This is a genomic window from Klebsiella grimontii, assembly GCF_042137965.1.
Taxonomy (GTDB): Bacteria; Pseudomonadota; Gammaproteobacteria; order Enterobacterales; family Enterobacteriaceae; genus Klebsiella; species Klebsiella grimontii.
Genome location: NZ_CP169721.1, coordinates 1,259,717 through 1,285,294, shown reverse-complemented (window position 1 = coordinate 1,285,294; position 25,578 = coordinate 1,259,717). Strand labels below are relative to the sequence as shown.

General features: G+C 55.2%; 23 protein-coding genes and 2 pseudogenes. 12 read left to right on the top strand and 13 right to left on the bottom strand.

Going from position 1 to position 25,578, the window contains the following annotated elements; translation table 11 throughout:
• Positions 1-65 precede the first annotated feature (65 nt).
• Positions 66-746, top strand: a complete 681-nt coding sequence (locus tag ACE3MN_RS06230) for a hypothetical protein (protein ID WP_375364310.1) — start codon at positions 66-68, stop codon at positions 744-746.
• A gap of 614 nt (positions 747-1,360) precedes the next feature.
• Positions 1,361-1,564, top strand: a pseudogene (locus ACE3MN_RS06225) (integrase arm-type DNA-binding domain-containing protein); the annotation flags it as partial.
• Between the two features lie 203 nt (positions 1,565-1,767).
• On the opposite strand, the gene ACE3MN_RS06220 reads toward ACE3MN_RS06225, so the two are convergent.
• The 3 genes from ACE3MN_RS06220 to ACE3MN_RS06210 form a co-directional block, all read right to left on the bottom strand.
• Positions 1,768-3,120: an FKBP-type peptidyl-prolyl cis-trans isomerase N-terminal domain-containing protein gene (locus ACE3MN_RS06220; protein WP_257999603.1), complete on the bottom strand. Its 1,353-nt coding sequence runs from the start codon at positions 3,118-3,120 to the stop codon at positions 1,768-1,770.
• Positions 3,121-3,368: 248 nt separating this feature from the next.
• Positions 3,369-3,773, bottom strand: coding sequence for a hypothetical protein (locus ACE3MN_RS06215; RefSeq protein ID WP_049085044.1), 405 nt, complete (start codon positions 3,771-3,773; stop codon positions 3,369-3,371).
• Positions 3,774-4,069: 296 nt separating this feature from the next.
• Complete coding sequence (locus tag ACE3MN_RS06210) at positions 4,070-4,981, bottom strand: LysR family transcriptional regulator (RefSeq protein WP_004135102.1); 912 nt, start codon at positions 4,979-4,981, stop codon at positions 4,070-4,072.
• Positions 4,982-5,097: 116 nt separating this feature from the next.
• Between ACE3MN_RS06210 and speB (ACE3MN_RS06205) the strand changes: the two genes are divergently transcribed.
• From speB (ACE3MN_RS06205) to ACE3MN_RS06170, 8 genes are all read left to right on the top strand, one after another.
• The gene (gene speB, locus ACE3MN_RS06205; RefSeq protein WP_004135100.1) at positions 5,098-6,048 is read left to right on the top strand and encodes an agmatinase; all 951 of its coding nucleotides are present in this window, start codon (positions 5,098-5,100) and stop codon (positions 6,046-6,048) included.
• Between the two features lie 10 nt (positions 6,049-6,058).
• On the top strand, positions 6,059-6,907 hold the full coding sequence (locus tag ACE3MN_RS06200) for a sugar phosphate isomerase/epimerase family protein (protein ID WP_098140276.1): 849 nt from the start codon (positions 6,059-6,061) through the stop codon (positions 6,905-6,907).
• Between the two features lie 12 nt (positions 6,908-6,919).
• Positions 6,920-7,996 carry an isopenicillin N synthase family dioxygenase gene (locus tag ACE3MN_RS06195; protein WP_064343110.1) on the top strand — a complete coding sequence of 359 codons (1,077 nt, stop codon included), beginning with the start codon at positions 6,920-6,922 and terminating at the stop codon, positions 7,994-7,996.
• Between the two features lie 9 nt (positions 7,997-8,005).
• Positions 8,006-8,809 carry an ABC transporter substrate-binding protein gene (locus ACE3MN_RS06190; RefSeq protein WP_024358401.1) on the top strand — a complete coding sequence of 268 codons (804 nt, stop codon included), beginning with the start codon at positions 8,006-8,008 and terminating at the stop codon, positions 8,807-8,809.
• A gap of 24 nt (positions 8,810-8,833) precedes the next feature.
• On the top strand, positions 8,834-10,354 hold the full coding sequence (locus ACE3MN_RS06185; RefSeq protein ID WP_004135091.1) for an amino acid ABC transporter permease/ATP-binding protein: 1,521 nt from the start codon (positions 8,834-8,836) through the stop codon (positions 10,352-10,354).
• Positions 10,355-11,083, top strand: coding sequence for a class II aldolase/adducin family protein (locus ACE3MN_RS06180; protein ID WP_004135089.1), 729 nt, complete (start codon positions 10,355-10,357; stop codon positions 11,081-11,083). It abuts the gene before it with no gap.
• Between the two features lie 5 nt (positions 11,084-11,088).
• Positions 11,089-12,021, top strand: a complete 933-nt coding sequence (locus ACE3MN_RS06175) for a glyoxylate/hydroxypyruvate reductase A (protein ID WP_024358402.1) — start codon at positions 11,089-11,091, stop codon at positions 12,019-12,021.
• A gap of 74 nt (positions 12,022-12,095) precedes the next feature.
• Positions 12,096-12,890 carry an SDR family NAD(P)-dependent oxidoreductase gene (locus tag ACE3MN_RS06170; protein WP_004135085.1) on the top strand — a complete coding sequence of 265 codons (795 nt, stop codon included), beginning with the start codon at positions 12,096-12,098 and terminating at the stop codon, positions 12,888-12,890.
• 12 nt (positions 12,891-12,902) lie between these two features.
• Here ACE3MN_RS06170 and ACE3MN_RS06165 read toward each other — a convergent pair.
• Together ACE3MN_RS06165 and speB (ACE3MN_RS06160) are read right to left on the bottom strand one after the other, a co-directional pair.
• A pseudogene (locus tag ACE3MN_RS06165) lies at positions 12,903-13,113 on the bottom strand (ABC transporter substrate-binding protein); the annotation flags it as partial.
• A 19-nt stretch (positions 13,114-13,132) separates the two neighbouring features.
• On the bottom strand, positions 13,133-14,104 hold the full coding sequence (gene speB / locus ACE3MN_RS06160) for an agmatinase (RefSeq protein ID WP_024358403.1): 972 nt from the start codon (positions 14,102-14,104) through the stop codon (positions 13,133-13,135).
• A 134-nt stretch (positions 14,105-14,238) separates the two neighbouring features.
• On the opposite strand from speB (ACE3MN_RS06160), the gene ACE3MN_RS06155 reads away from it, so the two are divergent.
• Positions 14,239-15,141 (top strand): LysR family transcriptional regulator, encoded by a 903-nt coding sequence (locus tag ACE3MN_RS06155; RefSeq protein WP_004135081.1) that lies wholly within the window; start codon positions 14,239-14,241, stop codon positions 15,139-15,141.
• Here the strand turns inward: ACE3MN_RS06155 and ACE3MN_RS06150 are convergent.
• Together ACE3MN_RS06150 and ACE3MN_RS06145 are read right to left on the bottom strand one after the other, a co-directional pair.
• Positions 15,138-16,331: an MFS transporter gene (locus ACE3MN_RS06150; protein ID WP_098066947.1), complete on the bottom strand. Its 1,194-nt coding sequence runs from the start codon at positions 16,329-16,331 to the stop codon at positions 15,138-15,140. The genes ACE3MN_RS06155 and ACE3MN_RS06150 overlap by 4 nt on opposite strands.
• A 64-nt stretch (positions 16,332-16,395) precedes the next feature.
• Positions 16,396-17,172 carry an SDR family NAD(P)-dependent oxidoreductase gene (locus tag ACE3MN_RS06145; RefSeq protein WP_049131015.1) on the bottom strand — a complete coding sequence of 259 codons (777 nt, stop codon included), beginning with the start codon at positions 17,170-17,172 and terminating at the stop codon, positions 16,396-16,398.
• Positions 17,173-17,316: 144 nt separating this feature from the next.
• Between ACE3MN_RS06145 and ACE3MN_RS06140 the strand changes: the two genes are divergently transcribed.
• Positions 17,317-18,237 carry a LysR substrate-binding domain-containing protein gene (locus tag ACE3MN_RS06140; RefSeq protein WP_049085031.1) on the top strand — a complete coding sequence of 307 codons (921 nt, stop codon included), beginning with the start codon at positions 17,317-17,319 and terminating at the stop codon, positions 18,235-18,237.
• Between the two features lie 39 nt (positions 18,238-18,276).
• Here the strand turns inward: ACE3MN_RS06140 and ACE3MN_RS06135 are convergent, their stop codons facing one another.
• The 6 genes from ACE3MN_RS06135 to ACE3MN_RS06110 all read right to left on the bottom strand — a co-directional run bounded on the left by ACE3MN_RS06135 (position 18,277) and on the right by ACE3MN_RS06110 (position 25,097).
• Entirely contained in the window at positions 18,277-19,050 is a 774-nt protein-coding gene (locus ACE3MN_RS06135) for a transporter substrate-binding domain-containing protein (RefSeq protein WP_004135074.1), read from the bottom strand.
• A gap of 35 nt (positions 19,051-19,085) precedes the next feature.
• Positions 19,086-19,880, bottom strand: a complete 795-nt coding sequence (locus ACE3MN_RS06130; protein ID WP_049085033.1) for a CatB-related O-acetyltransferase — start codon at positions 19,878-19,880, stop codon at positions 19,086-19,088.
• 135 nt (positions 19,881-20,015) lie between these two features.
• A complete protein-coding gene (locus ACE3MN_RS06125) occupies positions 20,016-21,080 on the bottom strand; it encodes a fimbrial protein (RefSeq protein WP_004135073.1) in 1,065 nt (354 codons plus the stop codon).
• Positions 21,081-21,128: 48 nt separating this feature from the next.
• Positions 21,129-23,663: a fimbria/pilus outer membrane usher protein gene (locus tag ACE3MN_RS06120; protein ID WP_098140303.1), complete on the bottom strand. Its 2,535-nt coding sequence runs from the start codon at positions 23,661-23,663 to the stop codon at positions 21,129-21,131.
• Positions 23,664-23,691: 28 nt separating this feature from the next.
• Positions 23,692-24,351 carry a molecular chaperone gene (locus tag ACE3MN_RS06115; RefSeq protein WP_032710963.1) on the bottom strand — a complete coding sequence of 220 codons (660 nt, stop codon included), beginning with the start codon at positions 24,349-24,351 and terminating at the stop codon, positions 23,692-23,694.
• Between the two features lie 149 nt (positions 24,352-24,500).
• Complete coding sequence (locus tag ACE3MN_RS06110) at positions 24,501-25,097, bottom strand: fimbrial protein (protein WP_004135068.1); 597 nt, start codon at positions 25,095-25,097, stop codon at positions 24,501-24,503.
• Positions 25,098-25,578 lie beyond the last annotated feature (481 nt).

Here is a 25,578-nt window from a genome sequence, read left to right as displayed (position 1 = left end):
AGATTGCCGCGGTATATTCGAACAATATCTGTCGGAGTTTAGACAATTACCTGAGGTAAAATCAAATGTCATTAACCGCTCCTGTATTGTCAGCAATTATTGCCAGCACTGTTGCCGGTATTGGCGTCGTAGCTCAATTATTAATCGCTTATCTGGCTCGAAAACAGATTACAAAACAACTTGATCTGCAGCACCTAGTCTCACATCGTTCAACAGCGTCATTTATTGCAGACAAACGACAGAAGTGGATTGATGAACTGCGTACTGACATGGCCTTTCACCTGGCTTTATCGCAAGAGATTATCTGGAAGTGGGATGCTATGCGTGATCGTGCAAAGCTACGCGTTATGCAAGATGCAACTGATGCAAATGGAGAAGTAGACCAAATTAAGGCTGAAGGGATTTATCAAGAAGCGGCTGATGCATTCTCACCTGACAACGGAGCGCGAGACCGCGAACATCAGGAACGACATACCCGCATTATGTTCAGGCTAAACCCGCAAGAGAAACTACACATCATGCTTAGGGATTGCCTAGTAGATATTAGGTCTACTATAGGCAATTACCAGGGAATAAGAACGCCAACTGAAACCCAATTTCAACTCAAAGAAATGATTAGGCTGATTGGTGAAGCACAAACATATACTGAAGCCATTTTAGGTGCTGAATGGAGGCGAGTAAAACAGGAAGTCGCCTACCCTGAAGTTTTGATGTCTACAATCCCAAAACCAAGTTCAGACAATTAAAAATTATATATCTCTGACACAGTTTCCATGCGTTAAAACGATAAGACATTTTTAAAGTTTGAAAGTGTAATAATCATTCGAACTTCTGTTTTTCGCTCACAGCAGACTATAACGCTTGCACCTACAACCAGCGGAGGTGAACAGTAAAGTGTTCACTGTTCACGGAGTATTCACACGCTAACACCATGAAAATAAATAACAAAAACTCTCAGTGAACAGTTTTCACCAAAAAAACTTTTTCTCTAGCCTTTGTAGATACAGAAAAATCATCAGGAAGAAGAGCAATCGACAACTTTAGATAGGTAAGAATGCTATGACATTCCATAATTGGTACACGCTTAGGTACACAAATGAAAGTTGAATACATTAAAATCATTTAAATTTAAATGGTTACATGATTCATTCAGACTCCGCCAGCCCACCAAAATTCTCCATTGGTGATTACCAGAGTCATCCGATGAAGTCCTAAGAGCCCGCACGGCGCAAGCCCTGCGGGCTTTTTTGTGCCTTGAATTTGTCCCGCGAAGTCTGATGCCAACTAATTAAATCTGAACCTTTTAATCCCATTGGTAGGCCCAACGCAAAGCTCTATTGTTTTCGTTGGGCCTAAACGCATGGAGACTCCCCATGGCAAGAAAACCAAGCCGTTAACTGATACGGAAACCAAAGCCGCCAAACCTAAATATGATGATTAGCAGCAGTATGATGGTGACGGAATTACCCTATTAATCAAGTCCAGCGGTAGTAAGCTCTGGCAGTTCCGCTACTACCGACTTCTGACCAAACAACAAACCAAACAGAGCTTCGGTGCCTACCCTAACGCCTTTGACTCAAACCTCATATATCTGATGGATTTACTGCAGTTGGAAGCGACCGGTTAAATGCGCGCTGGGTAATAATCTGCCCGCCAGGCGATTGTTACAGAAGCAATATCCGTCCCAGGCGCGTGACTGCAAACATTTCGTATACGGGCAATGACTTTGCGGATGCGTAAATCCGGCCGGAACTCGCTATTTATCGTTTAGGGCATTAACTCGAAGGTGATGGAGATTAAAGTATCAGGATTCACGTCAGCCGGCGTGGTGCTATATAATGAGCCGGCCTGACCATACAGCGTCACCGTTCCGCCTTTAAAACCGGATGATAATACCTTAGCCAGCAGCGGATCGGTTTGTTTATCGTACACCATCGTTGAATTCATCGTATTAAGTATCGGCGTACCATCCAACTTTTTCTCCAGAATATTCAAGGATAAAGTCTCATTCTGCTTATACGGAGCTTTCCCCTTTTTATCAATCACAAAATAGACGCCATTAGGCAAAACCTCATATTTTTTGTTTTTGATTTTAGCCATGATTCTTTTTTCCATATCAACGTACTTAGACGATAGTTTTTCGTTAAGCATGTTGACGATGCTTTCAATTTCGTTTTCCTGCATTCTAAGTTTTTTATTATAGGCATCGTTAAACCCGGAAACCAACGCTGAAGGTGTCAGTTTGACATCATTGTCGGCCATTTTATTCACATCGGATAGCGCCTGAGTCAGGTAGAAAACACCCAGCGCATAGGCATTTTTGTTGCTTTTATCCGCCAGGTTTACATCGCTTTGCTTGATGGCCAGGCTATCGAGCGTAGACTGTAATTCTTTATTTTTATCATTCAACGCAGCGACTGAAGCATCATATTTTTTCTGCGCCGTTTCAGCCGCCGCGATGAGCTCAGCGTTCTTTTTCGACAGCGCGTCAAGAGCGGTTTTTTGCTGGCTTTCGCCCTGCGTGTTCTCAGTTTTCAGCGCGGCAATCTGCGCCGATAGCGTGCGGGTGGTCTCATCCAGCTTTTTCTGCGCCGCTGTTGCTGCTGCGCGAAGTTCCAGATTCTTTCCCATCAGCGTATCGATGGTGGTTTTTTGCAGGCTCTCCCCCTGCTCCTTCTGGGTTTGCAGCGCGGCGATTTGCACCGACATCGTGCGGGTCGTGTCATCGAGCTTTTTCTGCGCGGCAGCAGCAGCGGCGGCCAGCTCGGCGTTCTTTTTCGTTAGCGCATCAAGCGCGGTTTTCTGCCCGCTTTCGCGCTGCGCATGCTGAGCCTTCAATGCGCTAATTTGCGCCGACAGGTCGCGGGTCGTGTCATCCAGCTTTTTTTGCGCCGCGTCGGCGGCGGCGGTCAGCTCGGCGTTTTTCTTCATCAGCGCGCTAGCGGCGGCAGGATCGCCGCTCTCTTGCTGCCCACGCTGCGCTTTCAGCGCGGCAATCTGCGCCGACAGCTGGCGCGTCGTTTCATCGAGCTTTTTCTCCGCCGCTTTGGCCGCAGCGCTCAGCTCCGCATTTTGTTTGCGCAAAGCGCTAAGCGTACTTTCAGTTTTCGTCTGATTCACTTTCTTTCTGACGACGTCCTGCTTTTGCGGTGCTTTTTTATCACGGCTATCGTTATGTTGTTTAGCCGACGCCGAATCCCCGCTGGCGGCGTCTGAGGCCGGCGGATTGTTGATTTCGAGTTTCGATATATTATCAAGGAAATCTCCTCTCTCAGCACGAGCGGGAGACATCATAATAAGGGTAAAGAGAGACAATAAAATCGCAAGACCGCGAAGATTATATATATTCAATTCCCCCTTATGGTACATCATCTGGCCAGCCCATTCTTAAGTTCGGCTTTTCTTGCCCGGATTTCGAACTCTTTAATTAATTTCTGCGAAATACTATTACACTTATCATTTATCTTGTATTCAAAAAGTGGAGTAATCGTTGACTTTACGCTGGCCGACGTTTGGCTTGAAACAGAAGCATAAAACTTAGCGTCGTTGATTAAACCATACAGCTCGTTTGAATCCTGCTGAAACTTTTTATCGAGCTTAACTAAAGCATCAACATCCTGGATACACTGCTGTAAGGCAGGAATCTGAGCCGGCTGTTCATTTTGCATCACATCTTTTTTTATTAGCGCGCTCTGTGGTTTTTTAACATTAGCGCACCCCTGTAATAAACCGACAGAAATGCACACCAATGCTAATAATCTATTTCTTATCATTTTCCCATCCATTAGAAAAAAAGTTCAAAAAATATATTTGTCGATTCCAGCAGAAAAAATTTTAACAAACAACGCCAGTCGTTAGATTTGCCATTAATTCAGAAAAAACACACAAAAAGGCTATTTTTTAACCAATTAATAGATGGGAATTATCCTGGTACCTAGCGATATTTTTATCTGAGATTTTACTCAAATCCATATTTTTAATAGCAAACCGCAGTTTATATGCCTGATATTCAACGGGCGTTTGCCAAATCAAATCAGGCATAAGTTTTTTCTAAATCCAGACCAAAAGATCACTCACTCCACTTCGGTCTGGCCACCGTATTCTTCTTCAGAAGATTGCGAAACTCCTTCAGGTAAGGTTCATTGCTGCGCCCGCGTTTGCATATCGCTGAGAAGGGAGATTGAAAGCCAAACTCATTGGGCAGCAGCACGCGCAGGCGATTCTCCTTAATCCAAGGCCAGGCGTAGTGCTCGGGAAGGTAGCCGATATATTTCCCGGACAGGATCAACAGCAGCTGCGCATCGACGGTTTCAACGGTCGCGCTGCCCTTGCTGAAGCCGCGCCGCCGCAGATCGCTGGTATTCCAGTAGCTGCGCGTCACCAGCGGACACTGGCTGATCAGCTCTTTATCGAGCTGTCGGCTAAAGAACATAGGATGCAGGTCGCTGCAGTAGAGCCAGTGCTGCTCGCGGTAGAGCGGTTCGCTAATGATGTTATGCACCCGCGAGTTGTAGCTGCCGATAGCGAGATCGATATGGTTATTCAGTACGCCGTTTAGCTGTTCCGCCGGGGTACGGATAATCAGCTTGATATGCACATTGGGAAACTTATCGCTAAAGCTGCGCAGCACCACCGGCAGCGACAGCGCGGTTTCCGTTTCGATGGAATCAAGCGTTGAGATACAAATCGTACCGCTATGCTCGCCTTTCAGCAGCGCCGACTGGCGCTCCAGCTCGTTCAGTTCACTCAGCACGCGGATCGCCTGCTGTAAAAAATGCTGCCCTTTTTCGGTCAGCGCAAAGCCGCCGCGCCCGCGCTGGCACAGGCTAAAGCCAAGCTGGCCTTCCAGCTGCGACATCGCATTGCTGATTGCGGAAACGGAAATCCCCAGCTCCTGCTGGGCCCGGCCATAGCTCTCAAGACGGGCCACCGCCTCAAAAACCTGGAGCTGTCGAATGTTAAGCGTCGCGTCGTTAAGCATGGCGTTTTAGTTCACTAATAAATGAACTAAGTATTTGCGGCAGACGATTTAAAGTCCAGCGCATCTTTCGCACTATCCCAGTTGTTGAGTTTTGTTGGTCAGATTCAGGAGCTGAAATGGATAACGTCTTTCATCAACCGCAGGGTGGCAACGAAATGCCGCGTTTTGGCGGCCGCGCCACAATGATGCGCCTGCCATTTATTGATAACTTACAGGGACTTGATGCAGCATTTGTCGGCATCCCGCTGGATATCGGGACCTCACAACGTTCCGGAACGCGCTACGGGCCGCGCTACATTCGTACCGAATCGGTGATGATTCGTCCGTACAATATGGCCACCGGCGCCGCGCCTTTTGATTCTCTGTCGGTAGCGGATATCGGCGACGTACCGATTAACACCTACAATCTGCTCAAATCGGTGCAAATCATCGAAGATTACTACACCGGTTTGAATAGTTTTCCGCTTATCCCCCTGACTCTCGGGGGCGATCACACCATTACCCTGCCCATACTGCGCGCGCTAACCAAAAAGCACGGTCCGGTTGGGCTGATTCACATCGATGCCCACACCGATACCAACGATGAAATGTTCGGCGAAAAGATCGCCCACGGCACCACCTTCCGCCGCGCCGTCGAAGAGGGGCTGCTGGACCTCAAACGCGTCGTTCAGATAGGCCAACGCGCGCAGGGCTACGCCGCCGGCGACTTCCAGTGGGGCGTCGATCGCGGCTTTCGTCTGGTCCAGGCGGAGCAGTGCTGGCACAAATCCCTGGCCCCGCTAATGGCCGAGGTTCGCCAGCAGATGGGAGATGGCCCGGTTTATCTCAGCTTTGATATCGATAGCCTCGACCCCATCTGGGCACCCGGCACCGGCACTCCGGAAGTCGGCGGCCTGACATCGATTCAGGCGCTGGAAATCGTGCGCGGCTGCCGCGGCCTGAACCTGATAGGCTGCGACCTGGTCGAGGTCTCGCCTCCCTACGACGTCAGCGGCAACACATCCCAGCTGGCCGCCAACCTGCTGTATGAAATGCTCTGCGTTCTCCCCGGCGTGAAATACCCATAGAGGAAAAACCATGCAGCTTAACGTCTTTCGTACGCTGTGGGGCGTCACCACCCCGTGGCAGCAAACGGTCAACGAACTCAAAAGCGTCGGCTGCTGCGGCATTGAAGCGCGGGTTCCGCTGACGGTGGAAGAGCAGCGGACGCTGGCCCAACGCATCGACGCGTCCGCGCTGGAGTATATCGCCATTGCCTTCAGCGGCGGCGGCGTCATTCCGGCTCAGAGCGAAACGCCCGCGCAGCACCTGGAGCGCTTAAAAGAACGTTTTGCGGCGGCAAAAGCGCTTAATCCGCGCTTCGTAAACCTGCTGGCCGGTAACGACCGCTGGCCGCTGGCGCAGCAGGTGGATTTTCTCGGCAGGGCGCATGAGCTCGCCGCCGAATATGAGCTGTTCTGCAGCTTTGAAACCCATCGCGCCACGTCGCTGTATAGCCCGTGGCTGACGCTGGAGATCGTTCAACAGCTGCCGCAGCTGCGCTTTACCGCCGATATCAGCCACTGGATCGTGGTAAGCGAGCGCCTGCTGGATGACCCCTGCGATGACTTCAGCGCTTTTATCGAACGGGTTCACCATATTCAGGCCCGCGTCGGCTACGACCAGGGACCGCAGGTGCCGCACCCCGCCGCGCCGGAATATCAGTCAGCCCTGCAGTTTCAACAGCGCTTCTGGGAACAGATCTGGCAATCGCAGCGCCGGCGCGGCTACCAGCAAACCACCCTTACGCCGGAGTTTGGCCCCGATGGCTACCTGCATCACCTGCCGTTTACTAACGTTCCGGTCGCCGACCTGTGGTCGCTGAATGCCTGGATGGCCCAGCGTGAACAGCGGCATTTTGTTGAATTCACCTCGCTAACTGAATAAGGAACTGGAGAAATGACCGCTGCAAAAAGTTCTTTTACTGAATTACCGACCATCGATATCAGCGACCTGACCTGCGACGATCTCGCCCGACGCCAGGCGGTGGCCGACGCTATCGGCCAGGCGGCCCGCGAAGTCGGCTTTTTCTACATTACCGGCCACGGCATCGCGCCTGAACTGATTGCCGGGGTCCGCGCGGCGGCCAAAGAGATTTTCGCCCTGCCGATGGAGCGCAAGATGGCGTACTACATCGGACAGTCGAAAAGCCATAAAGGCTACGTTCCGGAAGGCGAAGAGATTTACGGCTCTGGCAAGCCGGATCACAAAGAAGCGTTCGATATCGGCTTTCAGGCCGCTGACGACCACCCGTACGTCATCGCGAAAACGCCGCTGATTGGCGCCAACGAGTGGCCGGACGTGCCGGCGTTTAAATCCCGGGTGCTGGCCTACTATGAGGCGGTCTTCGCCCTTGGACATCGCCTGTTTGACGCCTTCGCTCTCGCCCTTGGCCTGCCGGAAGGCTATTTCAGGTCGATGGTCACCTGCCCGCCGTCGAAGCTGCGCCTGATCCACTACCCCTTTGACGCCAGCGCCGAAGACGTTCCCGGTATTGGTGCACATACCGACTATGAGTGCTTCACTCTGCTGCTCGCCGACCAGCCGGGTCTTGAAGTGCTGAATGAAGATAGCGACTGGATCGACGCCCCGCCGCTGAAGAACGCGACCGGAGAAGAGGCTTTCGTGATTAATATCGGCGACATGCTCGAAGTCCTGAGCGCTGGCACATTTGTTGCAACTGCACACCGCGTACGCAAGGTGCCGCAGGAGCGCTACTCCTTCCCGCTGTTCTTCGCCTGCGACTACCACACGCTGATCCGCCCGCTGCCGGGCTTCCTTGAGGCAGGCGAAGCCAGCGAGTATCAAGAACTGAGCATTGGTGAGCATATGTGGAGCCAGGCGTTACAGACCTATCGCTACCTGCGCGAGAAAGTCACCCGAGGCGAGCTCCAGCTCCCCGAACGCGCCCGCGGCACTAACACCTTTGGTCATCTGAAAAAACAAGCACAGCAAAAAACCGTAAATAACCCGTGAGGATAAATGATGAACAAAACGCTAAAAAAACTCTCGCGCCGTGTGGCTTTATCCATCGCCGTCACCGCTTGTTTTTCACCGCTGGCTCAGGCCGCAGAGCTGCTGACCGAGGGCGTATTTAAAGTGGGGATGGAGGTGACCTATCCGCCCTTTGAGTCCTACGACAGCAATAACAACATTGTCGGTATCGACCCGGAGTTCGCGGCGCTGATCGCCGAGCATCTGAAGGCCAAACCGCAGCTTATCGACACGAAGTTCACCAGTCTGATCTTAGGCATCGGTAAAAAATACGATGCGGTGATCTCCGGTATGTACGTGACGCCCGAGCGCCAGAAGCAGGCGGACGCTATCCCTTATGCCCTGTCCGGCGCGTCAATCATTGCGCTAAAAAACAGCACTATTCAGCCGAAAACGGAAGACGAACTGTGCGGCGTGAAGGTGGGACTGCAGGCGGGTACCGCCTGGGTTTCGAGCCTGAAAACGCACTCCGACGAGTACTGTCTGAAAAACGGCAAACCGGCCATTAGTATTCAGGAATTCCCGACCGCGCCGGAAGCCTCCCAGGCCCTGCTGTCGAAAAATATCAACGCCCAGTTAGAAATCGCCCCGGCGGCGCAAATTATCGTCGAAAAAAGCCGCGGTCGCCTGGCCATTAGCTCAAACCGCCTGGTCTATCCGCTGCCGCTGGGAATTTACGTCGCCAAAGGCAATACCGAGTTGGCCGAGGCCATTAAATCAACGTTAGCCACCCTTAAAGCCAATGGCAAATACGACGCCATCATCAAGAAATACAACTTAGAAAGCATCAACTAATACAATAATGAAACGGGAGTCGGTATGGAGTTCGATTGGGGATACTTTTTCTCATTATTTAGCGTTGGGGCATTCTGGCAGGCGTGTGTCACCGTAGTTGTCGTCAGTTCATTGTCCTGGTTTATTGGCCTGATATTAGGTTTTCTTTTAGCCTGCGCTAAGCTCTCCGGCCCGCGCTGGCTGAAGGTTCCCGTCGAACTCTATATTTGGTTTTTCCGCAGCGTGCCGCTGATGGTCCTGCTGGTCTTTGTCTATAACCTGCCGCAGCTGTTTCCGGCCACCCAACCGCTGCTCGGCATTCCGTTTATTGCCGGGCTGGTATCGATGACGGTGACCGAAGCGGCCTATATGGCGGAAATCCATCGCGGCGGACTGCTTTCGGTCGCCAAAGGGCAAAGCGAAGCCGGCCATGCCTTAAGCTTTAGTTTTATCGGCGTTCAGCGCTTAATTATTATCCCGCAGGCGTTTCGTATTTCCCTGCCCACCCTGATTAACGAATACATCACCATCATCAAACTCAGCTCGATTCTGTCGGTGATTTCGCTGCCGGAACTGCTGCTGACCGGCCAGCGCCTGTATGCGCAGAATTTCCTCGTCATGGAGACGCTGCTGGCGGTCGCCGTTTATTACGTCATGGTGGTGACGGTGTTTACCTGGCTGTTCAGGGGGCTGGAAAACCTGCTGGATATTCAACGTAAGCGTCCGCAAACGCTCAATGAGAGTGAATGCGCAACCCTGCGCCAGAACCTGAAGCCGCCGGTACAGATGCAAAAAGCGCAGGCCGCCAGCGGCAACCCGCCAGCGCTGGATCTCCATGCCATCGAAAAATCCTGGGGCCAGCACCACGTGCTGAAAGGCATCGACCTGAAAGTGGAAAACGGCGAGGTGATCAGCATCATCGGCCCGTCCGGCTCCGGCAAGACCACCCTGATCCGCACGATTAACGCCCTTGAGAGCATCGACGGTGGCGAGATCATTCTTTACGGCGAGGATTATCTGAAAGGCGCATCCGTTGTCGATAAACAGCAAATGCGCGCGGGCGTACGCCGCATCGGCATGGTGTTCCAGGGCTTCAACCTGTTTCCCCACCGCACGGTGCTGGATAACGTGATGCTCGCCCCGCTCTATCACAAGCTGCTTGACCGCGCCGCCGCCAGGGAGCAGGCGCTGTGGCTGCTGGATCGCGTCGGTCTGCTGGCGCACGCCGAAAAGTACCCGTACCAGCTCTCCGGCGGCCAGCAGCAGCGCGTAGCCATCGCCCGCGCCCTGGCGCTGAAACCGGACATCATGCTGTTTGATGAACCCACGTCGGCGCTGGACCCCGAACTGGTTGGCGAAGTGCTGAAGGTCATTCAGTCCCTCGCCCGCGAAGGCATGACGATGATTATCGTGACCCACGAGATGGACTTCGCCTTATCAATTTCTGACCGGGTGGTGATGATGGAAAACGGCGTCGTGCAGAGCGATATGCCGCCGCAGCGCATTCGTAACGATGTCGCCGATCCGTCGCTGACCCGCATTCGTGAATTTATGGGAGTGCAATAAATGGCAACTGAACGGGAACTACGCCAGCAGCTGGCTGCCGCCTATCGTCTGGCGGCGCTCTTCGGCTGGGAAGACACGCTGTATACCCACTTTTCCGTACGCCTGCCCGGCGACGGCGAGCCGCGGTTTTTGATTAACCCTTTCGGCATGATGTTTGACGAAGTCACCGCCAGCAATTTAATCGTGGTCGATATGCAGGGTAAGGTCGTCGAAGGCAGCGCCCCGGCGAACTCGGCGGGCTTTACGATTCATAGCGCGGTCCATATGGCCCGCGAAGACGCCCACTGCGTGATCCACACCCATACGCTGCCGGGGATGGCGGTTGCCGCCTGCGCAGACGGGCTGCTGCAGCTTAACCAAATCAGCACCGAATTTTATCAACGCGTCGGCTACCATCCTTATGAAGGCGTGGCGTTCGATCTCGATGAACGGGTGCGGATCCAGCGCTCGCTCGGCGAGAACATCGCCATGATCCTGCAAAGCCACGGCCTGCTGTCGGTCGGGCGCACCGTCGCCGATGCGTTTTATATCATGTACTACCTGAACCGCGCCTGCGAGATCCAGATGGCCGCCGCGCAGCTGGCGCCGCTCAGCCCCATTCATACGATACCTGAGCCGCTGAGCCGACACGCCTGCGAGCAGCTGATGGGGGTTGAACATGAACGCCAGCTGGTGTGGCAGGCGTGGCTACGCCGCCTCGATCGTCTTGATACTTCTTATAAAAGCTAATGCCTATGACTCAGTTAACCATCGTCGTGGATTGTAACGATCCTCAGTACAGCGAGGAAATTTGCGCCGCGCTCGCGCTGTTTCCGCAAGTGAAAGCGGTTCTGCCAGAGGACCCCGCCGCCCGCGAGGCGCAATACGCCTGCTGCTGGTTTCCCGACCCGCAGCTGCTGGCGCGCTCGCCTCAGCTGAAGCTGATCCAGGCCGCATCCGCCGGCGTCGACCATTTGCCCGCCAGCGTTTTCGCCAGCGATGTTCCGCTCTGTCGGGTGGTGGATGAAGATTTTCGTCACGGTATGTTTGAATACGCGCTGTGGGGCGTGCTGTGGTTTCAGCGGCGCTTTGACCGGGCGCTGGCCCACCAGCGCGAGCGCGTCTGGAAAATGTATCCACAGCGAGCGGCAGCCGATTATCACGTTGGCGTCATGGGCCTCGGCGAAATTGGCGGCTATATCGCCTCGCAGCTGGCCGGGCTGGGGTATCGGGTTTCCGGCTGGGCGCGTAGCGAAAAAGCCCTTACCGACGTGCGCTGCTACCACGGGGAGGCGCAGGCCGGCGAATTCCTTGGCCAACTGGATGCGCTGATCAACGTCCTGCCGTTAACCGAGCAGACGCGAGGCATCCTCGCCCATCCTTTACTGCAGCAGTTGCCCGACGGTGCGGCGCTGATTAACTGCGGCCGCGGCGAGCATATGGTGAATCGGGACGTGCTCGAGGCGCTGGATAGCGGCAAGCTCTCCGGCGCGCTGCTTGACGTCTTCCCCGTCGAGCCGCTGCCCCAGCAAGACCCGCTATGGCAACATCCGCAGGTGGTTATCACTCCGCATATGGCCTCCATCGCGCAGACGGAGGTGATTGCCCGCCAGCTGCTGGACAACATCCAGCGGCTGCGGCAGGCGCTGCCGCTGAAAAACCTGGTGAACAAACAGAGCGGTTATTAAGCCCGAAAACGTCAATAGTCTCATATCCGCTGCTACGCTTAATGGTCTGTCCGACAAAAAATAAGGCTGTCAGCATGAATATTGATTTATCGGGGAAAGTCGCACTGGTCACCGCCTCTACCGGCGGTATTGGTTTCGCCATCGCCAAAGGTCTGGCGGCCAGCGGCGCGGAAGTGATAATTAATGGTCGCAGCGAGCGTAGCGTGAGCGCGGCCCTCGCCCGTTTGCAAAATGCGGTTCCCGGCGCAACAACGCGTCCGGCGATCGCCGACTTAAGCAGCGCTGAGGGCGTCAATTTGCTGGTGCAGGCGGTGAGCGGGGTCGACATTCTGGTGAATAACGCCGGTATTTACGGCCCGCAGGATTTCTATGAAACCGATGATGCAACTTGGGAAAACTACTGGCAAACCAACGTGATGTCCGGAGTGCGTCTTTCCCGTGCCCTGCTACCGGCTATGGTGCAGCAAGGCTGGGGTCGGGTGGTGTTTATCTCTTCGGAATCGGCACGTAATATTCCGGCGGATATGATTCATTACGGCGTGACTAAAACCGCTCAGCTGTCGCTGGCCCGCGGGCTGGCGAAGTTTGTCGCCGGAAGCGGCGTCACGGTCAATAGCGTGCTGCCGGGGCCAACTATCTCTGATGGCTTTGCTGAGATGATGAAAGATGAAGTCGCGAAAACCGGGAAATCGCTGGAACAGCTGGCAAAAGAGTTCGTGATGGCGAACCGCCCAAGCTCGGTGATTCAGCGCGCGGCCACGGTGGAAGAAGTTGCCAATATGGTGGTTTACGTCTGCTCGACACAGGCTTCAGCGACGTCAGGTGCGGCGCTACGCGTTGATGGCGGCGTGGTGGATGATATTGTCTGATAAGCTGCGCACCATAATATTGGCCCCGGTTTTGGCATAGGGGATCGCATCCGCCTGCCGGGTACGCTCCGGTGTGATATAGCGCGCCGAGGATTAAGCTGCTGAATTTGGTATCCGCCAGCTGTAGCGTCAGGGTGGCGTCCGCCGCATTGGCCGCCTGGACAAGTCCCGATGCCAGAACCAGCGTAGTGGCGAGATAGCGCAATGAGAGATTTCTTTTCATCATAAGGCTCCCTCGTTATTTATAGAGAAATGCGCCAATGATGGGCGTCGGCAAGCTGGCACAAGAGTTCAAACATCATGGTCGCGCCGGTCAGGCTGGTGAGATTGCCCTGATCAAAGGGCGGCGAGACTTCCACTACGTCGGCACCAATCAGATTCAATCCCGCAAGCTGACGAACGCAGCGCTGCGCCTGCAGCGTGGTCATACCGCCAATTTCCGGCGTTCCGGTACCTGGCGCATAGACCGGATCCAGGACATCGATATCGAAGCTGATATAGGTAGGCTGCTCGCCGACAATCGCGCGCGCCCGCTGCATCACCTTGTCAATACCCAGCTCGTCCACCTGCTCCATGCGAATGATGGTGATGCCGTTTTCCTCCGCCCAGCAGTGTTCATCTGCGGAAAACAGCGCGCCGCGAATACCAATTTGTACCGTACGCCGTGGATCGAGAACCCCCTCTTCTACCGCACGACGAAACGGGGTACCGTGGGTAAAACGCTCGCCGCCGAAATAACTGTCGTTGGTATCCGAGTGGGCATCAAAATGGATCATTCCCAGCGGTTTATCCCGTCCGAGCGCGCGTAAAATCGGCAACGTGGTGAGATGGTCGCCGCCAGCGGTTAAAGGCATCACCTGCTGTTCAGCCAGGGCGCGATACCAGGCCTCAATGCGCGCCAGGCTATCCTGCATATCAACCGGATTGATACGCACATCCCCCAGGTCACCAACGCGGGCGTAATCATAGGGAGAACGGCGGGTAGTCTGGTGGATCCGACGCACCAGGCTTGAGGCATTGCGTAGCTCGCGTGGCCCGTGGCGAGTTCCCGCACGGTTTGTTGTTCCGCCGTCCCACGGCACGCCTACGATGCCGATATCCAGCTCAGCGGCCTGCGGTGCGAAAGGGAGGCGGAAAAAAGTCGGCAATCCGCTAAAGCGCGGGATTTCACCGTCCTGCGGCTGCGGATAGTTTTTTTCTGTTGCGATAGTCATTGCGGTGTCTCCATGGCTTATTGGGCGATGAAGACATACTGCTGAACGGGGAATAGAGAAAAAATAGTCAAAGCCAAAAAATTAGTTTAGAAAAATAACAATAAAACCGGAGCTTACAGCGGAGTATCCCCTTTATGTCAGTTGGAAAATTTCCCAATCTGCGGCTGTTACACGTGTTTATTACCGTAGCGAAATACCAGGGCTACGCCAATGCGCAGCAGGAGCTCAACCTGACAGTTTCGGCTATCAGCAACTATATGAGCGAACTGGAAGAGAAACTTGGGATCATCCTCTGCCGTCGCGGCAGGGGCGGTTTTTCTCTGACCGAAAAAGGGGAAACCGTACTCCAGCAAAGCATCGACCTGCTGAATTCAATGGAGGATTTTGAGCGCAATACGGCGACGCTACGCGGCGAACAAACCGGGATCTTTAACTTTGGAGTGATCGATTCAACAATTACCGACCCGATGCTGCCGATGAGCGACATCATCGCCACATTTAGCGAACGTTTCCCGCGGGTGCATATCAATTTACAGGTCAAAAGCCCGAACGCGCTTTTGCAGGGCGTACTGAACAATGAACTGGATATTGCCATCGGTACCTTCTCGTTGCAGGCCAATAGCGTGGTGTCCCATCCGCTCTATCGCGAACAAAACTGGCTCTATTGCGGCGACAAACATTCGCTATTTACCCTTAAACATCCGACGGAAGCACTGATTTCCGAGATGCGAATGGTCACCCGCAGCTACTGGAGCAGCAGCGATTTAGGGCGTAAGGGCTTTAAGCGGAGCGTCGCAAGCGCGGAAAGTATGGAAGCGCAGCTGATGCTGATTCTGTCCGGCAAATACGTCGGCTATCTGCCGGAACACTACGCTTTGCCATGGGTGCAATCGCATAAGCTGCGCGCACTGCTGCCGACGGAATATGGCTATCAAGCGCCTTTTTCGCTGATTTTCCGCCGCGGCCGCAGCAAAGAACCCCTGATTCGCGCCATGCGCGATATCGTGCGCTTGCGCGTTAAATCACGCAAAAGTTAGACCCTCTGGGCTGCCCTTCCCCCCACCAGTACCGCCGCCAGCGCAACCACAACCGGCGCCAGCGAACCCCACAGCACGGCATTCCAGCCGAAGAGATTCATCAATGCGCCGGAGGAAAACGAGCCAATCATCATGACCCCGAAGACAATAAAATCGTTCAGCGATTGCACCTGAGTTTTCTCTTCCGGGCGGTGAAAATCCATAATCTGCGCCGACGCGCCGGTAAAGCCGAAGTTCCAGCCAATGCCGAGCAGGATGAGCGACAGCCAGTAGTGCATAACGTCGATACCGGCGAGGCCAACCATCACCGACAGCACCAGCAGAATCAACCCTGCGGCGTTAATACGCCGGGCGCCGAAGCGATTAATCAACTTGCCGGTAAAAAATCCGGGGCCGTACATGGCGATCACGTGCCACTGAATGCCCAGATTCGACGCCTGCTGCGAGATACCGTGCATGTGCATGGAAAGCGGCGCGGCGGTCATCAGAAAGTTCATCACCATATAGGAGATTGCGCCGCTGAAGACCGTCCGGGAAAACCCCGGCTGGCGTACGATTTCGCCCAGTGGACGCCCGCCAGATTGGGTCTGCGCCACCGGCGCGGCGGTTTTTACCCCCAGCAAGACCAGCGCCGATAGCGCCGCCACCAGTCCCTGAGCGATAAAGGTCATTGCGAAGGTGTGCGGTGGCCACAGATTCATGGTGCCGGTCACCAGCATCGGGCCGATAACCCCCGCCGCCACGCCGCCCCCCATGACCAGGGAGAGCGCCCGGGCGCGCCGCTCGCCGCTGACGCCGTCGGTGGCGGCAAAGCGGAAAGAAACCGCCACCGCCGCATAGGCGCCGCCGAAAAAGGCCGCGATACAGAATAGCCAGAACGAACCGAGCACCACCGCCAGCGCAGCCAGTACTCCCGTCAACACGCCGGCCCCGGTGCCGGTCATAAAGACCGTTTTGCGTCCGCGCCTTCTGGCCAGTGCGCCAAACGGCAGTATGCAGGCGGCCATGCCCAGCACAAAAATGGTCACAGGCAGCGTTGCCAGCGTCGGAGAGGGCGCGATGGCGTTGCCAACAATCGCGCCGGTGGCGTAAAACACCACCGAGTTTGCCCCCGCCAGCGCCTGTGCCGTCGCCAGGCGAATAATATTCTGGTTTTGCTGCCCGACGGGCAGCGTTATCTCAGCGCTCATGGACTCTTTTTATCCTGAATTCGTTTTCGTTATGCCAATACCCTGACTGACATAATGAACGTAATCAGGCATTCCGACCAGCCATCACGCCGCCATCAATATCCCAAACCGCGCCGGTCACCCAGCGGGTGCTCTCGCTGAGGAGAAAAGCGACGGTCTGCGCGATATCATCAGGCGTGCCGACGCGGCCAATGGGATGGAAGCCGTCAAAGCTATTCATCACCGCCTTCACATCCTCTTCAGGAATAAAGCCTTCATAGATTGGCGTATGCACCACCGCCGGGGATACCGCATTGACGCGAATACCGCTGCCGCCCAGCTCAATCGCCAGGTTTTTCGTCAGCGCATGCAGCCCCGCCTTCGCCATGGAGTATGCCGAGGACGGCGTCGCGCCGATGGCCTGCTGCGCCCACATCGACCCGATATTCACAATCGAGCCTTTGATGCCGTTGGCCAGCATATTGCGCACCACCTCGCGGGTGATAAAAAACGTCGCGCGGTTGAGATGCATATACCGATCGTAATCGGCCATTTCATGTTCGATAAACGGCTTCGGGAAGAAGACGCCGGCGGCGTTGACCAGCAGGCTGATATCCTGATGCTCTGCATTGATGTTCGCCATTACCTGCTGCATACCGGCCTCGCTCGTCAGGTCAGCGACGATAACATCTACCTTCCCCGCTGCCGCCAGCGCCTGGCACGCCCGTTCGGCCTTTTCCCGGCGATTGCCCACCAGCACCACGCTGCCGCCATTCTCCACCACCCGTTTGGCCGTCGCCAGCCCCATACCGCTGGTTCCGCCAACCACGAGCAGTTTTTTTCCCATAAACGTCGTATTCATCATTCACCTCTTCACGTTTGCTTGTATGGCCTCAGCATGCCTGTCCACAACCGCGCTGACGAATGAGAAGAAATAGTCCTGCAGCAAAGAAAATCTATCTTGATAGCCTATACTGGGGCGAAATTTGACTGAGGGATATCCAGCATGCGATCGCTTAACCGACTGAAATGGCTTCACGCTTTTGAAGCCGCCGCCCGCCACGGCAGCTTTACCGGCGCGGCGCGCGAGCTGGGGGTCACCCCCGCCGCCGTCGGGCAACTGGTCAGGGCGCTGGAAGAGTGGGTCGGCCATCCGCTGCTGCACCGCACCCGTGCCGGTAAAGCGCGTCTGACCCTGGTGAGCGAGGCCCAGGAAGCGCTGCAGGATATTACGCAGGGACTGGATAAGCTGGAGAGCGGGCTGAATAAGCTTCGCGGCCGCCGGGCGCGTTCGGTGGTGGTGATCACCGCCTCGCAGGTGCTGATGATGAACTGGCTGATGGAGCGCTTAAATCGCTTCTCCGCCGCCCATGAAAATATCGACCTGCGCCTCAACGTTACGGAAAAGCTGATGGATGTGGCCCACGGCGAAGCGGATTTAGGCATTCGCTGCGGCCGCGGCGACTGGCCCGGGGTCGATAAAACCTGGCTGATGGATGAGGAGGCGGTGCTGGTGTGCAGCCCGCTTATCGTCCCGGCAGAAAAAATCGCCTGCGGCGACTGGCTGGCGGCGCAAAAGCTGATTCATGATGATACGCCGCATCCCGGCGCCAGCTTTCCCTCATGGGAGGATGTGCTGGCCGCGGCTCAGGCCCCGACGGCGCGCGATAGCGGACTGCATATCGACTCAACGTCGGCGGTTATCCTTGCCGCCCTTAGCGGGCGCGGCGTCGCCCTCGTCCGCCGGGCGCTGGTAAAACAGCTCCTCGCCACGGGGCAGCTCGTCCAGCTACAGCCCGCCCGCCGCTGGCCGCTCACCTGGTCCTACTACATCGTGACGCCGCAGCATGCGGTCATGCGTCCGGAAGTAAAGGTGTTTTATGACTGGCTGCTTCACGATGTGCTGGCGGAAAACCCGATGCGCTGATTATCTTCCGCCAAACCCGCATAGAAAACCTTTATTGCACTATGGTTTTACCTGGTCATGAATGCGCCACTTCTGCTTAAGCACATTTTTATCCTGGCTGGCCAGCCACTGGTTTACCTTCTCCAGCAGCTGCGGGTTATCTTTATTCATCATGTAGACTTTAAAGCTGGCGGTGCCCGGGAACGGCGTCTCGTTAGCCACGCAGAATACGCCCGGTTCATTGCTCTGGTAATAGACGCCTTCAATCAGGTCGGTCACCATCATATCCGCCGTTTTCTGCCGCAGCGCTTCAAGGTTATCGATATTGTTTTTCACCCGGATAATTTGCGCATGCTTGATATGTTCATCGACAAAGCTTTGGTTGGTTCCCCCCGGATTCACTACCACCTTCACGTTCGGCTGGTCGATTTTTTCCAGGCTACCGAGGGCTGGCGCCGACGCGCAGTTAGCCAGCGCAATCTTGCCGTTCGGCACCACCGGCTGGCTTAACGCGAAATCCTTCGCCCGCGCCGCGGTTTCCGTCACCCCGCCCATGGCGATATCAAACTTATCGGCCTGCAGATCGGCGGAGAGCGTTGGCCAACTGGTCGGCACGAAGCGCACCTTCAGGCCAAGCCGCTTGCCGAGATCTTTCGCCATATCCACATCGTAGCCCAGCAGTTCTCCGGCTTTATTGTGAAACGCCAGCGGCGCGTAGTCTCCCGGCACGCCGACTTTAAGTTCGCCGCTTTGTTGGATGCTGTTCATGTCGCGCGCCTGGGCGCCAAAGGCGATGGCGGCAATGATGAAAGCAAGACCTGACTTCAACTTCATCTTTATATCCTTGTCCTAATGTGAACCGCTTTTGATTAAACCGCGCTGCGCAGCGGGTTCTGTTTATTCGCCATAAAATCTTTAATCATGGTCGCCGTCAATACCGGCGGCGAAAAAGCGGACAGCGTCCCTTCGGCGGCGCGCCCGGCGAGCAGCTCGCAAAAGCGTTCAACCTGATTAACCGGACAAGCGGCAATATCCTGGGCAGAGTAACGCCACCAGCGTAGCGCCAGCAGCTGCGCGATAATCGCCTCGCTAAAGCGCATGCGGATGACCTTCGCCGGATTACCACCGACGATAGCGTACGGCGCGACGTCTTTGACCACCAGCGCGTTGGCGGCAATAACGGCCCCATCGCCAATCGTGATGCCCTGCGCCAGGGTGACATTCTGACCAATCCACACATCGTTGCCGATGGTGATTGGCCGGGGTGTTTTCTCAAAAGGGTAAAACTGGTTGGGCCTGCCGCTGTCGGCCGCCAGCGTCGCCATAACGCCGGAGTGATGGGCATAAAAAACCGGGCTGGCGCTGGCCCACTCCAGCGGATGCCGGTCGCCCAGCACCTGGAGCCGATCGGCAATCGAGGTGTAGCGCCCTACCCTGATGAGCGCCGGCAGCAGGGTTCGCGTATAGCTAAAAGCGCCCAGTGAGGCCAGCCGTTCGCCGCAGCGCCCCCAGTAGGTGGTATAGGCCTCGGTAGCTAAATTTTCCGGTACGTCGATCGGCAGATCATCACGGTAAAAGGCGTGGGCGCAGACCAGCTTCTGCCCGCCGACAAAAACGCGCTGCGCCTGCAATAGAGGCTTAAGATCACCAAAGGCGATTTTCATTTTCGATTTTCCCGCACAAAAGTACTCCCGGCCAGCCGCTTAATCTCTCGATCATTGATAGCGTACCGATCCGCTCACCGTGCGAAAAATCGTTATGACATCTCTTTTTTGTGAGCCACAGCGCGAAAGCGACGGTCAGTTATACTCCAGCGCAAACGTCACCATGCTATTGGCGGTGCCGGCGGTTACCGCGTCATCCGTCTGTACGTACTGGGCGTTGAAGTTGATATTTTCCGCCGCGCCGGCGCTGCTGGCGGTAATCCGCTTGAGCACAGGTAAGTTGCTGGCCTCGTTAATTTTGACGCCGGTTCCGGCTGCCGGCGCCGGGGCGCTGTTATTGCCGTAGGTGAGCCTGACGCCCACCCCGCTTGCGGAGGCATTGTCTTTGCTGAGCGCCAGGGTATCCGTTCCCCCGGTTTGCGTCGTCACGCCAAAAAAACCAATACGGATATCGGTCGGCGTGGAGCAGAAGACCGGAATGGAGAAGCTCCTGGCGCTGCCGCCGACGGTATTTTTGCCTTTAAACTCCGCTTTATTTACCGCGCCGAGGCTGACGTGAATATTCGCGGTTGAGACCTGACAGCTGCCGCTGCTGCCGATATCGACATTCAGCGCGGCCATATCGAGAGTGACCGGCGGGCTGGCGACAAAAGCGGCACTGCTGTCGGCCTGCTGCTGAATAGTCAGTTCGCCAATCTGCGGCTGCGCCGGAACGTTAGCGTGGTTACCGCTGGCCAGGGCGACCTCGCCGGTCTTATAAAACGTCACGAAGACTTTCACCACAATCTGCTGCTGCGTCAGCAGGTTAGCTATTTCATTGCTGTCGCAAACCGTCACGGACTCCGCGCTACCGGCCGCATGGCTGCCATCAATCACGCGAATGGCGCCGCCGCTGCACTGAAAACCCAACGTGTAGCCCATGCCGTCCAGCGCGGAGGGAAAAACGTGCTGGCCGCCGATCGACAGGGGCGATGAGGCGGTTTTAAGCTGCCGATACACCAGACGTTTAGCCGCCGCTTTCGGCAGCTGAAGATCGCAGGTGAAATGAATTCCGCTGCCGTTATCCGCCATCACGCTGGTCATCTGCGTATTCAGCGGCAGCGTAGGCAGGTACTTGATATTCTGGACGTTAACGGTCATCTGACCGATATCCACTTTGCAGGTTTCCGCCCACCCGCCGTGGCTATAAATCCCGGCCATTAGCAGCAATAAAAACGATACTATGCGCAAAATCACCTCTGTGCTGACCTACTGGCAGACGCCAGAGACGGTTTTTACCGGACTCTGCCCCTGCTGTACGGTATCGGTAAGATGGAAATGCAGCGCGCATTTCCGCGAGATATTGTCGGCGTTCCAGGCGACATCAAGCGTCCCTTCTTGCGGGATACCGCTCAGATAGACCTGCCCGCCATCGGCCACCATGCCGCCCGGAGCCGCGCCTTGCTCGTCTTCAGCCTTATGCAGGCGAACGCTGGCACCAAACGGCAGCGGGCCGCGGCTGTCGCTGAGCGTAAACAGTACGCGGTTGCCGATATGGGTCTGATAGTTTGCCTGCACCACCGCCCCGCCGCCGGGGATCACCGTCTGTCCTTCCAGCTCAACATCGGCATCGTCGGCCAGCGATTCGGTATCGAGCGTAATGGTGTTTTTGCGATACGCCGTCAGCGAGGGCACCACCGCATACCCCCGCCAGTCGGTGTGCACGTTGCTGCCGTTTTGAATCGCCACATCGGCGGCTCCCGGCGCGCGTACGATGGCAAAGCTTTCGCCGACGGTCTGCCCCAGCGTCACGCCATGAGGATGGGCGACGATGGAGCCCGATGCGCCCCAGGTCAGCTGATGGCTTGCGCTATCCTGGCGATAGCCGAGCTGCGCGGTTCCGTAGCCGCCATGGTAATCTAGCGATGCGCTGCTGTTACTCCCCTGGCCGCCGTTAGCGTAGCCCTGCTGCAGGGAATAATAGAGATTGGGATTACGCGGAATCGAACCATACAGCGACGCCTGCTGCGAGGTGCGTCCGTTATTGCCGGAGGTAGTGCTGTAGCTAATCGCGCTCTCGGCAAGCGGGCCGCCAAGCGGAATGCTCAGGTTGAAGGACCACGAGCGATCGGCTTTTTGGCGATCGGAAGACTGGGTGTAGTAATAACCCACGCCCCACGAAACGCCTCGCCAGGCGCTGTAGAATCCGAGATGGATTGTTTCATCGCGGCTTTGGCGGTGCCAGTATTCCTGCGACCAGGCGGAAATCGCCAGGCTGCTCATACCGCCAAACGCCTGCGATACAGAGATTTCCTCGCGGCTGCGCTTGTTGTCCACGAGACCATTGCGGCTCTCAAGCGCGTTGGCCTCGCTAAAGTCGTAATAACCGCCAGAAGAGTAGCGATAGCTGGCGAGGCTAAATGAGGTGCCGGTTCCGGCAAAATCCTTCTGGTACTGCACGCGCAGCGAGTGGCCCGCCGAGCGCTTTCCCGACGGCGTCGTGGTGTTGGCCCATGTCGCATCGCCCCCAAGCGAGCCCAGCTCGCCAAAGCCGCGTCCGACGCCGAGCGCCCAGGACTGGTAATCCTGCGCCAGCTGGCTACCGCCGTAGAGCGTGAACTCAGCCGGCAGCCCATAAAATAGCGTCCCCTGTAAAAACGTCGGCGATGGCGTCCGGCTCTGCCCCGAATGGTAGCGCCCGGCGCTCAGGCTGAATTTCACCCGTCCTTCGCGCAGCATAAACGGTACGGCTGAAAAGGGTTGGGTAAAGGTCCGCACCGAACCGTCGCTCTCTTTTACCTGGACTTCGAGGTCGCCGCTTTGCGCCGTCGGATAGAGATCGCTTATGGCGAACGCCCCCGGCGAAACGAACGTTTCATAGATAACGTAGCCATGCTGGGAGATGGTGACTTTCGCATTGCTGTGCGCCATCCCGCGGATCGTCGGGGCGAAGCCGCGCTGGCTATCCGGCAGCATTTCATCATCGGACATCAGCTGGACGCCGCGAAACTGCACGCTGTCGAAAACGTCGCCGCTCGTAAAGGTATCGCCCATCCGCAGCAGGCTTTTGAGTGACTTCAGGTCGCGCTGCAGCCAGGTGCTCTGTGAATTCCAGCGCCGGGTCCGGTCATACTCCATCGACGAGACGTTACGCAGTCGCCAGGCGCCAAAGTTCACTCCGCTGCGTAAATTCAGGTAGCTGGAGCGGCTGTTGTCATCCGACTGCCGGGTTTGCGACCCGGTCAGGTTGTAGTTAACAAACGCCGCCGGAATCCCCTCATCCCAGCGCGCCGGATCGACGTACCCGCGGCTTTGCACGTTCATTGCCGCCTGGGGAATGCTTAAGTTCAGGCGCTGAGTGGCAAAGTCAAAACGGCTGCTGGCATCGGGGATATAGCGTTCGATGTGGGTGAACGGCTCTCCCTCATGCAGGGTATTAAACGCCGGGAAAGCGCTGACGTTGACGCCATATTCCGCCAGCTGCGCCGGGGTTAACTGCGGCTGCAGCGCGCCGTTGCTGTCGACAAATGTCACCTCGCTCTGGGCTATTTCCTGGTTATTTACCCAGATGCTGACCGGATATGTCCCGGGCTGCTGGCCGCCTGATTTAGCAAAATAGTGTAAATCAGCGGTCTTTTGCTGCGGATTGGCAAATTCTAATGCCGCTGGATCAAAGTAGTCCTCCGCCCGCGCGATACCGCTTTGGCACAGCAGAAAAATCGCCGTCGGCAATAAGAAAATCCCGCCGGTTGGCGCCGCGATCGCCGAATAAACGGAAGTCATATCAGAAGTGTTATTTTTCACAATATCCCGACCAGGCGAAGCAAAATAATTACTGTTGCGCGTAATCCGTAATACCACCGAAGTCATTAATAGCGCGCCATTTAACTACCCCGGAATGAGTAATCGGCCACTCTTTATGGTCAAGGGGGCCAATCATGCCGGGTTCAGGAATGTCTGTCGCGCCAACCGAAATAACAAAAAAGGAGACAAAATAGGGCGTCGGGTTTTGGGCAACCAGTCTGGAACCTTCGATTTTAAACGTCACCTTGCGCCATGCATCGGCAGGCTCCCCCGGGAGACCATTCGGACGATAGAAAATCTTAAATTTTGATTTAATATTAACCTGAAGCTTATTCGCTTCATCTTTTTTCGTGGGCGCAATGCTTTTTACGTTGAGCCAAAAAACGGATTCGCGATCGGTGGGCAGCGTTCCGCCAATATAGTTAATACGCAATACGTTCTGCTGTTCGGGATCGAGACGGAAAAGCGGCGGCGTCACAATAAAAGGCACGCGGCTTTTATTGTTTTCCGCATAGTTTTCCACCCACGATTGCACCAGATAAGGTGAATGAGTATCCGCGTTGGTGACCGATATTGCGGCTTCACGTTTCCCTTCCTGATAAACAACACGGGTTCCTCCCATGACAATACCGGCCTGTGCCGCAGTTGATAGCAATAAAAAGGCTATCGCGGCGATCGTTCGTTTCATAATGACTACCGTCCGGGAATAATAAAAGCGGGTATCACGACCTGAAGCTGATAAAAAATTTGCAGTAATGCTGCAGCCCGTATTTCAGCCAGGCGGCAGCTCGGTCTGGGAAGCCATGAATAACCGCAGCTTTACCCGCTTTTAGGGTATTAGTTGTAAACCATATTGAAGTTGGCCGTACCGTTGGCAGAACCGGCGGAAACCGCGCTGGTTGAGACATAGTCGGCAAAGAATTCCAGATCGGCGGTACCTGTCGCCGCCCCGCTCGCGCCAGCGGTAACGCTGTGGCCGCGTGACACGGCGCCGAGATCAACCGGCGTTGACTTGTCGTCTTCGTAAAGCTTTATCGCCACCCCGCTTGCGGTACCGTTAATCGCCAGCAGATCGCTATTGTTGGTATCGCGGGTACCGTCAAACAGTACCGAGACGGTGGTAACGGTGGAAGGACAATCTTTTACTTTAATGTGGAAGGCGGTTTTCGTCGTTTCAGAACCAGCGCCGGTAAAATAGCTGCTCGCCCATTTCCCCAGATCGACGCTTTGGTTCGCGCTGGTGCTATCGACATTACAGGAGGAGTCAGTAATGGAGCCGGTAAATTCTACCTGGCCGCCCGTGCCCTGGGTTCCCGCATTAGAACCGGGGTTAACGGTCATTGCTGAACTGGCCGGTTGTGAAGGACTGGATAATGCGCTAGCGGAAACCAGAGCACCGACAAACATTGCCATAATACGAAATTGCGTTTTCATTATTCATCTCATCTCTAACTTATATTTTCGACAGATTGAGCGCGAGGGCTTAAGCCTCGTACAAATCTGCGTACAGATCCTCCATGTTAATAATATTCGCGTTCCGTCCGCAGGATAGCAGGCAGCAAAAAATCTGAGCTGCTTATTTGACTCTTTTATTAAAAAGAAAGTTACTTCGGCGTAATTGATAAACCATTCATTAAGGGAACAAATAAATACTATCCTTACCCATTACAATTCGCAATATTTTGTTATGTTAATGAAATGCTGTTTTATTTTACATATGAAAATAATATTCAAAACATTGCTCTGTTTGTTAATTAACGCAACCAAAAATCACGAGACAACAACATTAAAAATCAACATCAGACAGTGTAATTTAACAATCACACTTAAATTTACCGCGATTTTTCGGCAATCATTCTGTGAGCGGACCGTGAATTTACACAATATTAGGATAAATCCTAGATTGGTTTTTATC

What these genes read in the sequence shown, in the direction of transcription:
- ACE3MN_RS06230 (WP_375364310.1), top strand. Translation starts at nt 66, where the DNA reads ATGTCATTAACCGCTCCTGTATTGTCAGCAATTATTGCCAGCACTGTT.
- ACE3MN_RS06215 (WP_049085044.1), bottom strand. Translation starts at nt 3,773, where the DNA reads ATGATAAGAAATAGATTATTAGCATTGGTGTGCATTTCTGTCGGTTTA.
- ACE3MN_RS06210 (WP_004135102.1), bottom strand. Translation starts at nt 4,981, where the DNA reads ATGCTTAACGACGCGACGCTTAACATTCGACAGCTCCAGGTTTTTGAG.
- speB (WP_004135100.1), top strand. Translation starts at nt 5,098, where the DNA reads ATGGATAACGTCTTTCATCAACCGCAGGGTGGCAACGAAATGCCGCGT.
- ACE3MN_RS06200 (WP_098140276.1), top strand. Translation starts at nt 6,059, where the DNA reads ATGCAGCTTAACGTCTTTCGTACGCTGTGGGGCGTCACCACCCCGTGG.
- ACE3MN_RS06195 (WP_064343110.1), top strand. Translation starts at nt 6,920, where the DNA reads ATGACCGCTGCAAAAAGTTCTTTTACTGAATTACCGACCATCGATATC.
- ACE3MN_RS06190 (WP_024358401.1), top strand. Translation starts at nt 8,006, where the DNA reads ATGAACAAAACGCTAAAAAAACTCTCGCGCCGTGTGGCTTTATCCATC.
- ACE3MN_RS06185 (WP_004135091.1), top strand. Translation starts at nt 8,834, where the DNA reads ATGGAGTTCGATTGGGGATACTTTTTCTCATTATTTAGCGTTGGGGCA.
- ACE3MN_RS06180 (WP_004135089.1), top strand. Translation starts at nt 10,355, where the DNA reads ATGGCAACTGAACGGGAACTACGCCAGCAGCTGGCTGCCGCCTATCGT.
- ACE3MN_RS06175 (WP_024358402.1), top strand. Translation starts at nt 11,089, where the DNA reads ATGACTCAGTTAACCATCGTCGTGGATTGTAACGATCCTCAGTACAGC.
- ACE3MN_RS06170 (WP_004135085.1), top strand. Translation starts at nt 12,096, where the DNA reads ATGAATATTGATTTATCGGGGAAAGTCGCACTGGTCACCGCCTCTACC.
- speB (WP_024358403.1), bottom strand. Translation starts at nt 14,104, where the DNA reads ATGACTATCGCAACAGAAAAAAACTATCCGCAGCCGCAGGACGGTGAA.
- ACE3MN_RS06155 (WP_004135081.1), top strand. Translation starts at nt 14,239, where the DNA reads ATGTCAGTTGGAAAATTTCCCAATCTGCGGCTGTTACACGTGTTTATT.
- ACE3MN_RS06150 (WP_098066947.1), bottom strand. Translation starts at nt 16,331, where the DNA reads ATGAGCGCTGAGATAACGCTGCCCGTCGGGCAGCAAAACCAGAATATT.
- ACE3MN_RS06145 (WP_049131015.1), bottom strand. Translation starts at nt 17,172, where the DNA reads ATGAATACGACGTTTATGGGAAAAAAACTGCTCGTGGTTGGCGGAACC.
- ACE3MN_RS06140 (WP_049085031.1), top strand. Translation starts at nt 17,317, where the DNA reads ATGCGATCGCTTAACCGACTGAAATGGCTTCACGCTTTTGAAGCCGCC.
- ACE3MN_RS06135 (WP_004135074.1), bottom strand. Translation starts at nt 19,050, where the DNA reads ATGAAGTTGAAGTCAGGTCTTGCTTTCATCATTGCCGCCATCGCCTTT.
- ACE3MN_RS06130 (WP_049085033.1), bottom strand. Translation starts at nt 19,880, where the DNA reads ATGAAAATCGCCTTTGGTGATCTTAAGCCTCTATTGCAGGCGCAGCGC.
- ACE3MN_RS06125 (WP_004135073.1), bottom strand. Translation starts at nt 21,080, where the DNA reads ATGGCCGGGATTTATAGCCACGGCGGGTGGGCGGAAACCTGCAAAGTG.
- ACE3MN_RS06115 (WP_032710963.1), bottom strand. Translation starts at nt 24,351, where the DNA reads ATGAAACGAACGATCGCCGCGATAGCCTTTTTATTGCTATCAACTGCG.
- ACE3MN_RS06110 (WP_004135068.1), bottom strand. Translation starts at nt 25,097, where the DNA reads ATGAAAACGCAATTTCGTATTATGGCAATGTTTGTCGGTGCTCTGGTT.